This is a genomic window from Roseibium sp. (genome assembly GCF_965232425.1).
In the GTDB taxonomy this organism is placed as follows: domain Bacteria; phylum Pseudomonadota; class Alphaproteobacteria; order Rhizobiales; family Stappiaceae; genus Roseibium.
Genome location: NZ_OZ246971.1, coordinates 4,873,951 through 4,885,546, shown reverse-complemented (window position 1 = coordinate 4,885,546; position 11,596 = coordinate 4,873,951). Strand labels below are relative to the sequence as shown.

The following is an 11,596-nucleotide window of genomic DNA, read 5'->3' as shown; positions in this document are numbered from 1 at the left end:
AACACAAGGTGTTCTAAAGGTTCTCTTCAAGCAGCCATCGTCCCGCTCACGCATGCTCTCTTCATCTGATCAAGGAGCAAGACCATGAGCGAACAGACAAGCCAGTACCGGACCTTGGAAAACGGAGCGATAGACCTTGCCTATTACGACAGGCGCGCCAGACAGATCCGCAGTGCGGATGCGTTCAGCGTGTGCGGCTTGCTCGGTGAATTGCTGCGCGCCGCACTGCGCAAGCTGACCCTCATCTTTGGATCGGCTCTCCGCAGCGGATCTCCGATTGAAGAGCGCAAAGGCGAACCTGCCGCTCTCCCGGCTGTTTGAACGTCGTGGCGCTAGGACTTGGCATACGTCGCCTCGTCCACCGGCTCGAGCCAGTCCGCCACCGCGCCATCAAGGCCTTCCTGGATGGCCAGATGGACCAGCGCGGTTTGCGGGCCCGCGCCGTGCCAGTGCTTCACATCCGGCGGGATCCAGACAACGTCGCCCGGAAGGATCGGCAGCTTGTCCTGGCCCCACAGCTGGACGAAGCCGGCCCCGTCCAGAACCTGAAGCGTCTGCCCGAGCGGGTGCGTGTGCCAGTTGGTGCGCGCGCCCGGTTCGAATGTGACCTTCAGCGCCCTCACCCGCGCCGGAGCAGGCGCTTCGATGACCGGCTCCTGCCAGACCGTGCCGGTGAAATAATCGGAACTCGCGCGCTTGCTCGGCCGGGAACCGGCCTTGTAGACGGTCAGAAAACTCATCAATCCACCTCGCCCGTTAGGTCGTCTTCTTCAAGGGTTTTGAAGCCCGCCCGCTTCCGGGCCAGTTGATCAGAACAACACCTGAGATGGCAAGGCATATCCCGGCCAGCGTTTCCGCATCCAGTCTTTCCGACAGGAACACCACGCCCAGAAGAACGCCGACCCCGGCGCGGAGATAGGCCTGGCTTGCCGTCCCCATCGCGCCCAGCGTCACCAGTAGGCGGAAATAGATCAGGAACGCCAGGGCCGTGCAGACTGTTCCGAGAGTGATGGCGGACGTCCAGCCGGTGACGCCCGGCTGCAACGTCCATGGCGCCTCGGTGACAAGGCTCAGCGGCACGAGGACAATCGAGGAGCAGATCAGCATTCCCGTGGCCGGAACGATCGGCGGTATCCCCTTGAAAAGCTGGCCGCGCAGCGCGGCGACGCCGTAGAGCGCAGCGCTCAGGAAAACGGCAAGCTGGGGTAACAGGTTCTGTCCGAGATCCCGTAGCGCACCGACGCCAATGATCAGGACAACGCCGCAAAACCCGAGCAGCGCACCGGCAAGCTGACGCCCGCCGACGGGTTGGGACCGTTTCAGAAGGAAGAAGGAGATCGCGAAAACCCAGAGCGGCGACGTGGAATTGAGCACGCTGGAAACGGCGGTTCCGGCATATTGCTGACCCCAGGCAAGCAGCAGCCATGGCCCGGTGCCATTCAGCAGGGACTGGACGAAGAACAGCCGCCAGCTTCTGCCGTCAACGGGCAGCCGAATGCCTCGAAGGGCCATGACCAACAAAAGGATCGCGGAGGCCAGCGTGACGCGCAGCGCCATCAGCGTCGCCGGCGGGATCGTGTCCAGCGCCAGGCCGATCCACATGTAGGAGGATCCCCACAAGAGCGCGAGAAGCCCGAGCAGCGCGTAGTCGAAAGTGCGGTTCGCCATGAAGAAAGCGTCAGCCGTGCAACGCGCGGCTGTCTTCCGGGGCTTCATCACGATCCTCCATGCCGTAGTCCCGCAGAACATGGGCGACACGCAGACGATAATCGCGGAAGTAGCTCGTTCGGCCGGCCTGCTGGGCCTGCCTGTGCCCTGTCAGCCGGCGCCACGCGTTGAGCGCCTCCTCGTCGCGGAAAAAGGAGATGGAAAGAAGTTTGTCCGGATCGGTCAGGCTCTGGAAGCGTTCCACCGACAGAAAACCGTCGATCTGTTCCACGAGAGGCCGCATCTTGGCGGCCATGTCCAGATAGTTCTGTTTATTGTCGGCATGCGGAATCACTTCGAAAATGACGGCAATCATTCGGACCTCACTCCTGTTCCATGCGGGGCGGACGCCAGTTTCAGAAAGGTGCGGTCTTCCCGCAAGATGAATTTTTCCTTTTGCGCAAACGCATAGTTCATTTGTCCGAGAGGGTCTGCCGCAAGCCGTTCCCGGTAGGCCTCGTAGGCCGCAAGACTGTCAATCGAATAAACGCCGTAAGCCAGGGTCGTCGATCCTTCGTGAGGCGCAAAATATCCGACGAGATTGGCACCGCAGCGGGGAATCGCCTGCCCCCAGTTGCGCGCATATTCCTCGAACGCCGATCTCTTCGTCGGGTCGATGTGATAGCGGATGAAGCATGTGATCATTCTATTGTCCTTTCCGGTTGGCCTGTCAGGCACTTTGTGCCATCTTTCGTGACATCAATGCTTCGACGGAGATCGAACCATGAAAGACGGACCGGACATCGCCCGCATAGGCTCCCTCATCGGAGACCCGGCGCGGGCCAACATCCTTGGCGCACTCCTGAGCGGCAAGGCACTCACCGCCACCGAACTGGCGGGCGAGGCCGGAATAACCGGGCAGACCGCAAGTTCTCATTTGAAGAAGCTGGTCGAAGGCGGCCTTCTGGCACAGGCGAAGCAGGGCCGGCACCGGTACTACAAGCTCGCGGGACCCGAGGTGGCCTCGGTCCTGGAAGCGGTCATGGGTCTGGCGGCCCGCAAGGGACACCTGCGCGTACGCACGGGGCCTAGGGACCCTGAAATGCGCGCGGCGCGCGTCTGCTACGATCACCTTGCCGGGGACATGGCCGTGCGCATATTCGACAGCATGCAGGCCCGCGGTTTTCTGGAGGTCACCGCCGACAAGGGTGGACTTGGCCTGACAGAGAGCGGTGAGACATTCATCTGCGACGCCGGGATCGACCTGACCGCGTTGAAATCCGCGCGCCGGCCGCTTTGCCGGGCGTGTCTTGACTGGAGCGAAAGGCGGAACCACCTGGCCGGATCACTCGGTGCCGCGTTGCTGGATCGCTTTCAGCAGAATGGCTGGGTGCGCCGGGCGAAATCAGGACGCACCGTCCACATCTCCCCGAAGGGCGACGCGGAGTTGCGCCACCTGTTTCCCGTTGAAGGCCCCCTGCAGAGTTAGGAACAGCATCAGTCTGCCGGCATCGGCCATTGTTCGACCACGGCCGAAGCATAGGCCCCGAAGTTCCCTTTATGCTGCGCTGTCGCAACACCAAGGGGGCTCTGAATGGAACAGGTTTCAACATATTTGCCGGGAATTTTGCTCGCCTATTCGGCGTTCCTTCTCGGGATCATCAGTCCGGGGCCGAACATTCTTGCGGTCATGGGCACATCCTTGAGTGCCGGACGCAGGGAAGGCGTTGCCCTCGCCTCCGGTGTCGCATTCGGATCGTTGACCTGGGCAACGCTCACGGTTCTCGGACTGTCGGCAGTGCTCGCCACTTACGCGTCGGCGCTCACCGCCATCAAGATCGCCGGCGGATGCTATCTGCTCTGGCTTGCCTACAAGTCGTTCAAGGCCGCAGGCACCGACGGCGTCATTGCCGCGGATCAAATGGAAGGAGAGCGGATCAGCCGGTCAGGCTATGCTCTGCGGGGATACGTCATACAGATGACCAATCCGAAGGCGGCCCTTGCCTGGATCGCGATTGTCTCGCTCGGCATGCAACAGCAGGCACCCCTTTGGGTCGGCGCCGTCATCATCGCTGGAACCTTCGCATTGTCGCTGCTCATCCACGTCTTGTATGCCATCCTCTTTTCCAGTCCCGCCGCGATCAGGACCTACTCAAAGGCCAGGCGATCCATCCAGACGGGACTCGGCTGCTTCTTTGCCTTCGCCGGAGCGAAACTGATCTTCAGCCGCACCTGAACCTTCTGGCCGGATGACAAAAAACCCGGCATTCGCCGGGTTTTTTATAAGGTGGGCGGGCGCCAGGGGCAAAGCAGCGCCCGGGTTCCGATTTTGTCTTCTTTATTGGGGCCATTTCGGGATTGGCCCGGCTTCAGGAGACGCGCACCGGCTCCTGAAACTTGGGTTACGCTTTCCGTCGGATCCGGAACGGCCTCTTGCAGAACAAGCAAGGCGGTTCCGGTTGTCGTCCCGGCGGTGCCTGACCAGGATCGCCCTGGCTACGTGCACAGTCATTTGTTCTCGTTTTCAGGATTCTTCCATGTTCGAAACCCGTGGATACACTCAATGGTAGCGCACTGCGTGCACATAGCAAGAGCGCACTGTGTGCATTATTCAAGAAACTGCAAATAAGGTTCCTAAAACGCTCAATTCGTTCGACAAAAAAGTTCACCTCCTGTGGATGAACCACAGGAGGTTGCAAAGTTCCTGGCCGTTTTCGGCGGTCTTCTACTCTGCGGCGACCATGCGCGCCGGTTCGTAGTTGAGAATCGGCGCGAGCCAGCGTTCAGCAAGCGCAACGTCCCAACCCTTGCGGGCCGCGTAGTCTTCGACCTGGTCCCTCTCGATCTTGCCGACACCGAAATAGTGACTGTCGGCATGCGCGAAATAAAGACCGGATACGGACGAGCCCGGCAGCATCGCCCTGCTTTCGGTCAGCTGGATGCCGGTGAGGCGCTCGGCATCGAGAAGACGGAACAGGGTGTCCTTTTCCGTATGGTCCGGCTGCGCCGGATACCCGGGGGCGGGACGGATGCCGTGATACTTCTCCGCGATGATGTCATCGGTGCTGAGGGTTTCATCGGCGGCGTACCCCCAAAGGTCCTTGCGAACGATCTCGTGCAGCTTCTCGGCAAACGCTTCGGCGAGCCGGTCTGCAAGCGCCTGGGACAGGATCTTGTTGTAGTCGTCGCTTTCCCGTGCGTAACGGGCTGCGAGTTCATCTTCGCCATGGCCCGAGGTGACTGCAAACCCGCCGACCCAGTCCTGAACACCGCTGTCCAGCGGCGCGACGAAATCGCTGAGCGCAACGTTCGCGCGCCCGCCGGCACTGCGCGCCATCTGCTGGCGCAGCGTATGGAACGTGGCAAGTTCCCCGGTGCGGCTCTCGTCGGCGAAAAGACGAATGTCGTCCCCCACCGCGTTGGCCGGCCAGAGAGCGGCAACACCGCGCGCGGTCAGCAGCTTCTTCTCGACAATCTCATCCAGCATGCGGCGGGCATCGTCATAGAGTGCCTTCGCGGCCGGACCGTATCTGTTGTCCGTCAGAACACCCGGGAACCGTCCCTTGATTTCCCATGTCGCGAAGAACGGTGTCCAGTCGATCACCGGCACCAGGTCCTCGAGCGGAAAATCATCAAAGACCGTCTGACCGGGCTTTTTCGGGGCAACAGGCGGCTTGCCGGCAAAATCACATTGGAACGCGTTTTCACGCGCTTTCACGATTGAGGTCCGTTGCTGGTTTCCACGGCTTGCGGCGTGCTTTTCCGCGATGTCGACATATTCGGCGCGCACATCGGCAAAATAGGGTTCCCGTCCGCCCTCGCTCATCAGCTTGGTGGCAACACCGACGGCGCGGCCTGCATCGGTGACATAGATGGCCTGACCGCGCTCATAATTCGGGTGGATCTTCACCGCCGTGTGGATCTTGGAGGTCGTCGCCCCGCCGATAAGCAGCGGCAGGTCCAGGTTCTCCCGCTCAAGTTCCGCCGCAACATGACACATCTCGTCGAGAGACGGCGTGATCAGCCCGCTCAGTCCGATCATGTCGACCTTTTCCGCCTTCGCGGTTTCCAGGATTTTCGCGGCCGGAACCATAACTCCGAGATCGATCACCTCGAAGTTGTTGCACTGGAGCACGACGCCGACAATGTTCTTGCCGATGTCATGCACATCGCCTTTGACTGTCGCCATCAGGATCTTGCCGGCCGACGACTGGCCTGTCAGCCCGAGCTCCTGCTTTTCCTTTTCCATGAAGGGCATCAGATAGGCGACCGCCTTCTTCATGACACGCGCCGACTTGACCACCTGCGGCAGGAACATCTGGCCGGACCCGAACAGGTCTCCCACCACGTTCATGCCATCCATCAGCGGCCCTTCGATCACGTGGAGCGGCCGGTCGAACGCCTGACGGGCCTCTTCCGTGTCTTCAACGACGAAATCGTCGATCCCGTGGACAAGTGCATGCTCGAGACGCTTGACAACGCCCCAGCCGCGCCAGGTCAGGTCGGCTTCCTTCCTCTTGCCACCCTCGCCTTTCCAGCGCTCGGCGGCATCCAGCATCCTGTCGGTCGCGTCGTCGCGCCGGTTCAGCACCACGTCTTCGCAATGCTCGCGCAGATCGGCGTCAAGGTCGTTGTAGACCGCGAGCTGACCGGCATTGACGATGGCCATGTCCATGCCGCGCTGAATGGCATGGTAGAGGAACACGGAGTGCATCGCCTCGCGCACCGCCTCGTTGCCGCGGAACGAGAAGGAGAGGTTCGAGACACCGCCCGATACATGCGCATGCGGCAGGTTCTCGCGGATCCATCCCGTCGCCTCGATGAAGTCGACGCCATAGTTGTTGTGCTCTTCGATGCCGGTTGCCACCGCAAAAATGTTCGGATCGAAGATGATGTCTTCCGGCGGAAAGCCGACCTGTTCTGTCAGCACCTTGTAGGACCGGGCGCAGATTTCCGTCTTGCGCGCCTGCGTGTCCGCCTGCCCCGTCTCGTCGAACGCCATCACCACGACGGCTGCGCCATAGCGGCGGATCAGGCGCGCCTGCTCGATGAAGGCGTCCTCCCCCTCTTTCAGCGAAATGGAGTTGACCACGCCCTTGCCCTGGATGCACTTGAGGCCAGCCTCGATGACGCTCCATTTGGAGCTGTCGATCATGACGGGAACGCGGGCGATGTCCGGCTCGGCGGCAACCAGGTTGAGGAAGGTCACCATGGCCTCCTCGGAGTCGAGCAGGCCCTCATCCATGTTCACATCGATGATCTGGGCGCCGTTTTCGACCTGTTGCCGCGCAACATCCAGCGCGGTTGCGTAGTCGCCTTCCTTGATCAGGCGGCGGAACCGGGCGGAACCGGTGACATTGGTCCGCTCGCCGATGTTGACGAAATTGGTTTCCTTGGTGAGCACGAACGGCTCCAGGCCAGACAGCCGCATGTGCCGGTCGATCTCCGGGATCAGACGGGGTTTCTTGTCCGCAACCGCATCCGCAATGGCCTTGATATGGGCGGGTGTGGTGCCGCAGCAGCCGCCAACCACATTGACGAGACCGGCGGCGGCAAACTCCTCGATCAGGCCTGCCATGTGCTCCGGGCTCTCGTCATATTCACCGAATTCGTTGGGAAGGCCCGCATTCGGATAGGCGCACACGAGCGTATCGGCAACACGGCCGAGCTCGTCCACATGCGCCCGCATCTCCTTCGCGCCCAGCGCACAGTTGAGACCGACGGTAAGCGGTGCGGTGTGACGAACCGAATTCCAGAAGGCCTCAGGCGTCTGTCCCGAGAGCGTTCGGCCCGATAGGTCGGTAATCGTTCCGGAAATCATCACCGGCAGGATCGTGCCGGTTTCCTCGAACACTTCGTCAATGGCAAACAGCGCCGCCTTCGCGTTGAGCGTATCGAAGATGGTCTCCACCAGAAGGATGTCCGCGCCGCCTTTGATAAGACCGCGCACCGCGTCTGCATAAGAGATCCTGAGGTCGTCGAACGACACCGCGCGGTAGCCGGGATTGTTGACATCCGGGGAAATCGACGCCGTCCGGTTGGTCGGGCCAAGCGCACCGGCGACGAAACACTGGCGATCCGTATCGGACTTCATGACCTGATCGCAGGCTTCCCGCGCAAGCCGCGCACTTTCGAGGTTGAGCTCGTAGGCAAGCTCTTCCATGCCGTAGTCGGCCTGCGCGATCGTCGTCGAGGAAAACGTGTTGGTCTCGATGATGTCCGCCCCGGCACTCAGATAGTCGACATGAATTTTGCGGATCGCGTCCGGCTGGGTCAGGCTCAGAAGATCGTTGTTGCCCTTCACGTCGCTCGGCCAATCAGCGAACCGCTCTCCGCGATAGCCTGCCTCGTCGAGTTTCAGGTCCTGGATTTCGGTCCCCATTGCGCCGTCAAGCACGAGAATACGGGTCTTGGCGAGGTCACGAAGGCGCTCGAAGGCGTCGGACTTGATCACGGGTTCTTCCTTCCAAAAGGTCCGGATTGGACCGGTCAGCGGCTTTTCTTCAAAAGCGCTTCAAAATTCACGTTGTTTGCAGCGGTCAGCCGGTGCTTGTCAGGACCAGCGCCCGGATGCGGCCGGGGTTGCACGGGGGTTCCCGGCCCTCGTCCCTTCCCGGAAACCGGGCCGGGATCGAAGGGCTGTCACCAATCAGGCTGCCATGTTTTCCGGCGCGTCCTGTCCCATGCCGAGCATGTGGCAGATCGCGTAAGTCAAGTCGGCCCGGTTCATGGTGTAGAAATGGAAGTCGTTGATGCCGCGGTCGACAAGGTCCATGACCTGTTCGCAGGCGATGGACACCCCGACCAGTTTGCGCGTTTCCGGGTCGTTGTGCAGTCCGGCGAAGCGGCGCGCGAGCCATTGCGGAATGCTGGTGCCGCACTTGGCGGAGAAGACCATGGTCTGTTCGAAATTGTGGATCGGCAGAATGCCCGGCACGACCGGAATGTTGATCCCGGCGGCCGCGATCCGGTCGAGGTAATCGTCGAACAGGTCGTTGTCGAAGAAATACTGCGTGATGATCCGGTCCGCACCGGCATCCACCTTGCGTTTCAGATTGTCGATCTCGCTCTGCCAGCTGCCGCTTTCCGGGTGCTTTTCCGGATAGCCGGAGACCGAAATGTCGAAATCGGCGATTTTCTTGATGCCGGCAACCAGGTCCGACGCATAAGCGTAGCCGTTGTTGTGCGGCGAATAGCGCGTTCCGATCCCCTCCAGCGGGTCGCCGCGCAACGCAACCAGGTGACGTACGCCGAGGTTCCAGTAGTCCCGGACAATCTCGTCGACTTCCGTCCGGGAGGCCCCGACACAGGTCAGGTGCGCCGCCGGCAGCAGGTCGGTTTCGGTCAGGATCCGCTCAACCGTCTTGTGTGTCCGCTCACGCGTGGAACCACCGGCACCATAGGTCACCGAGACAAAGGACGGGTTGAGCGTTTCCAGGCGCTTGACCGTGCTCCATAGCGTTTCGGCCATCTTGTCGGACTTGGGCGGAAAGAACTCGAAAGACGCCGTGATCGGCGTCGGGGCAGCCTGGTGGGAACGTCGGGCGGAAAAATCAGTCATGTCAGGCGACCTCTCGGGACGTATCGCGCGCGGGCCAATCGGTGACGACGCGGCGATCACGGGCAAGCCAAAGCGTAACGGTAAGGTTGTTTTCGGTATCGTCTCCCGGAACGAGGTCGGTGACCTGCTCCAGATCAAGTTCAAGTTCTTCCAGCCAGCGCTCCATCTGGTCGTGGGCGAAGCCCAGCCGGCGATGTGCGTGGTTTTCGCGCAGGAATTCAAGCGCATGGGGTGCAAAGTCCACGATCAGCAGGCGCCCCCCAGGACGCAGCGCCCGGGTCGCTTCGGTGAGCGCGCGCGCGGGCTCATCAAGGAAATGAAGGACCTGGTGGATCGCGACAACGTCAAAGGATCGGGGCGGAACGTTCAGCGCGTAGACATCGCCATGGCGCACTTGCGCGTTTGTCAGATTTGCCCGCGCGAGATTGGCGCGTGCCACGGCAAGCATGTCATGGGAGGCATCGATCCCCAGCGCCGAGCTGTACTGGTCCGAAAAAACCTCCAGCAGGCGGCCCGTGCCGGTTCCAAGGTCGAGAAAGGATTGAAACGGTGTGTCGCCGAGCGCCGAGCGCATCGCCGCCTCGACATCATCCTCGGACACGTGGAGCGACCGTTCCCGGTCCCAGGTGAGCGCGCGTGCGGCAAAGTAGGACGCGGCTTCTTCGGCCTTCGCCTTGCGGATTGCCTTGAAGCGCTCCTGATCAGCGGCCAGCACCGGATCTTCCTTCGAAATGCGTTCGACCAGGCCCCGGGCAAGTTGCCCCTCCGGACCGTCCGCGAGGCGGTAATAGACCCACGCCCCTTCCGGGAACCTTTGAATGAGATCGGCTTCGGCAAGAAGTTTCAGGTGCCTGGAAATACGCGGCTGGCTCTGACCGAGGATCGCCGTTGCGTCTTTCACGGTCAGCTCGCTCTCCGCGAGCAACGCGATCAGGCGCAGCCGGGTCGCCTCCCCCACAGCACGCACGGCTGCGAGTGTGTCTTCCACGGAAAGGGTTGCATCGTCTGTCATTCGGTTGCTTCGTACCTTGCAGGCATCAATGTCGATATAAAGATATCTTTATATCATTCTGAACCGGGATGCAAGTCAGAGAACCAAATGCGACATGGTTTTGTCGGTTTTCGACGAGATGCGCCGTTTTCCTTGTTTTTGGACCGGCTCTGAGAAGCGCAATGCGGATTGCATGCCCGGTCAGTTTCGGCAAACGTCGCGCCCGGCCGCTCCCGTCCGTCAACGTCGGACGATTGCGGCAAGACCTCCATCCGCTCTGCGTGCCCGGCTCTCAACGAAGATATTCGCGCACGTTCAAGCTTGACCACATCCCCGTTCTCAGCGCGGACCTCTTGTCCATCACGCTTGAGTATCCTGAACCGGAGAAGGCGACCGCGCTCCGAGAACGGCTATCGATCGATCGCCTGCTGTATGTCGTCCAAGAACCCGGGTTGAAGGTAAGAGCCGAAATCGCAACACCATCCGGCCTGAGGCAGCTGACGTGATCCGCCCGGTCGAGGACGGGCAACATTCAGGTCAGGTCTGCGCTAGCATGTGATCGAACCTGCCGTCGCGCACACAAATGGGAAGATCTTCCGGCGGAATGAGCTCCGTGCCGACAAGTTCGCGGTCATAGAGCTTCTGGATGTCGCTCGTGTCGACCGTCTGGCCGTGAACGACGGACTCCAGCTTGGTACGAAAAGCCTCAAGGCCGCCCATCGATGAGAAGTGCCACCCCGCGTCCGGTATGATCTTCACCGGCCGGCTGATGCCGCTGAGATTGTTGTTACGTACCCTCAGGAGAGGCTGCGCCAGGAAATCCGGAACGTAGGACTTCTTGGTCATGCGCGCCTTGGTCCGGCGAAGCTGCTGCGGCGTTGTCAGGTATTTCCTTTCGATCATGCGCGAACCGAGCAACCATGTCCTGCCCGGCATGATCCGGTTCAGATGGTGCTTGTAAAGACCCTGTTCGAACACCAGTAGCCGGCCCCGGTAAAGACGCTGCGACAGGACCCTTTCAAGCACCGATGCGCGAATGATCTCGTCGACATCCGACAGCAGGATCAGATCCTCCGGGCTGCAGCTTTCCAGCGCCTCGGCGATGCAGTTGCGCTGATAGTTTTCGCGCTCCCAGTCCTTCTTGCGTCTGTTCTTGTAGACCCCGAGTGCAGGCGGCAATTCATCCGGAAAGCGGACCTGAAGATCAATGATCTTGTCTTTCCATGCGGAAAACCGGTCCCTGTTTTCGTCAAAGTAAAAGGGCTTGGGAGATCCGCGCTGGGTCTGGTCCGCTTCAACCAGAACGAACCGGTCGACCCGATCGCCCATTTCCCGCAGCCGGATCTCCAGGAGATCGAATTCATTGTGAAAGACAAAACAGTCGTAGAGCATCATCA

At 60.9% G+C, this 11,596-nt stretch carries 11 protein-coding genes; 3 read left to right on the top strand and 8 right to left on the bottom strand.

What is annotated here, in order from left to right:
- The first annotated feature begins 84 nt into the window (after positions 1 to 84).
- Positions 85 to 321: a hypothetical protein gene (locus ACO08A_RS22190; RefSeq protein ID WP_422038103.1), complete on the top strand. Its 237-nt coding sequence runs from the start codon at positions 85 to 87 to the stop codon at positions 319 to 321.
- Positions 322 to 332: 11 nt separating this feature from the next.
- Here the strand turns inward: ACO08A_RS22190 and ACO08A_RS22185 are convergent, their stop codons facing one another.
- Genes ACO08A_RS22185 through ACO08A_RS22170 form a run of 4 tightly spaced genes read right to left on the bottom strand, consistent with a single transcriptional unit; the run spans position 333 to position 2,352 of the window.
- Entirely contained in the window at positions 333 to 740 is a 408-nt protein-coding gene (locus tag ACO08A_RS22185) for a (R)-mandelonitrile lyase (RefSeq protein WP_422038102.1), read from the bottom strand.
- Between the two features lie 16 nt (positions 741 to 756).
- Positions 757 to 1,668: a DMT family transporter gene (locus ACO08A_RS22180; protein WP_422038100.1), complete on the bottom strand. Its 912-nt coding sequence runs from the start codon at positions 1,666 to 1,668 to the stop codon at positions 757 to 759.
- 10 nt (positions 1,669 to 1,678) lie between these two features.
- A complete protein-coding gene (locus tag ACO08A_RS22175) occupies positions 1,679 to 2,023 on the bottom strand; it encodes an antibiotic biosynthesis monooxygenase family protein (protein WP_422038099.1) in 345 nt (114 codons plus the stop codon).
- Positions 2,020 to 2,352, bottom strand: coding sequence for an NIPSNAP family protein (locus ACO08A_RS22170; protein WP_422038098.1), 333 nt, complete (start codon positions 2,350 to 2,352; stop codon positions 2,020 to 2,022). Before ACO08A_RS22170 ends, ACO08A_RS22175 begins: the two co-directional genes overlap by 4 nt.
- 79 nt (positions 2,353 to 2,431) lie before the next feature.
- On the opposite strand from ACO08A_RS22170, the gene ACO08A_RS22165 reads away from it, so the two are divergent.
- Positions 2,432 to 3,136, top strand: a complete 705-nt coding sequence (locus ACO08A_RS22165) for an ArsR/SmtB family transcription factor (protein ID WP_422038097.1) — start codon at positions 2,432 to 2,434, stop codon at positions 3,134 to 3,136.
- A 105-nt stretch (positions 3,137 to 3,241) separates the two neighbouring features.
- Positions 3,242 to 3,883, top strand: a complete 642-nt coding sequence (locus ACO08A_RS22160) for a LysE family translocator (RefSeq protein ID WP_422038096.1) — start codon at positions 3,242 to 3,244, stop codon at positions 3,881 to 3,883.
- A gap of 489 nt (positions 3,884 to 4,372) precedes the next feature.
- Here ACO08A_RS22160 and metH read toward each other — a convergent pair whose 3' ends face one another.
- From metH to ACO08A_RS22140, 4 genes are all read right to left on the bottom strand, one after another.
- Positions 4,373 to 8,101: a methionine synthase gene (gene metH / locus ACO08A_RS22155; RefSeq protein ID WP_422038094.1), complete on the bottom strand. Its 3,729-nt coding sequence runs from the start codon at positions 8,099 to 8,101 to the stop codon at positions 4,373 to 4,375.
- A 195-nt stretch (positions 8,102 to 8,296) separates the two neighbouring features.
- On the bottom strand, positions 8,297 to 9,208 hold the full coding sequence (gene metF / locus ACO08A_RS22150; RefSeq protein ID WP_422038092.1) for a methylenetetrahydrofolate reductase [NAD(P)H]: 912 nt from the start codon (positions 9,206 to 9,208) through the stop codon (positions 8,297 to 8,299).
- Position 9,209: 1 nt separating this feature from the next.
- On the bottom strand, positions 9,210 to 10,220 hold the full coding sequence (locus ACO08A_RS22145) for an ArsR/SmtB family transcription factor (RefSeq protein WP_422038091.1): 1,011 nt from the start codon (positions 10,218 to 10,220) through the stop codon (positions 9,210 to 9,212).
- A gap of 516 nt (positions 10,221 to 10,736) precedes the next feature.
- A complete protein-coding gene (locus ACO08A_RS22140; RefSeq protein ID WP_422038089.1) occupies positions 10,737 to 11,594 on the bottom strand; it encodes a hypothetical protein in 858 nt (285 codons plus the stop codon).
- Between the last annotated feature and the right edge of the window lie 2 nt (positions 11,595 to 11,596).

Bases quoted from the DNA above. Each gene is read 5' to 3' on its own strand.
- metF (WP_422038092.1), bottom strand. From the start codon at position 9,208: ATGACTGATTTTTCCGCCCGACGTTCCCACCAGGCTGCCCCGACGCCG.
- ACO08A_RS22175 (WP_422038099.1), bottom strand. From the start codon at position 2,023: ATGATTGCCGTCATTTTCGAAGTGATTCCGCATGCCGACAATAAACAG.
- ACO08A_RS22185 (WP_422038102.1), bottom strand. From the start codon at position 740: ATGAGTTTTCTGACCGTCTACAAGGCCGGTTCCCGGCCGAGCAAGCGC.
- ACO08A_RS22140 (WP_422038089.1), bottom strand. From the start codon at position 11,594: ATGATGCTCTACGACTGTTTTGTCTTTCACAATGAATTCGATCTCCTG.
- ACO08A_RS22160 (WP_422038096.1), top strand. From the start codon at position 3,242: ATGGAACAGGTTTCAACATATTTGCCGGGAATTTTGCTCGCCTATTCG.
- ACO08A_RS22180 (WP_422038100.1), bottom strand. From the start codon at position 1,668: ATGGCGAACCGCACTTTCGACTACGCGCTGCTCGGGCTTCTCGCGCTC.
- ACO08A_RS22190 (WP_422038103.1), top strand. From the start codon at position 85: ATGAGCGAACAGACAAGCCAGTACCGGACCTTGGAAAACGGAGCGATA.
- ACO08A_RS22165 (WP_422038097.1), top strand. From the start codon at position 2,432: ATGAAAGACGGACCGGACATCGCCCGCATAGGCTCCCTCATCGGAGAC.
- ACO08A_RS22145 (WP_422038091.1), bottom strand. From the start codon at position 10,220: ATGACAGACGATGCAACCCTTTCCGTGGAAGACACACTCGCAGCCGTG.
- ACO08A_RS22170 (WP_422038098.1), bottom strand. From the start codon at position 2,352: ATGATCACATGCTTCATCCGCTATCACATCGACCCGACGAAGAGATCG.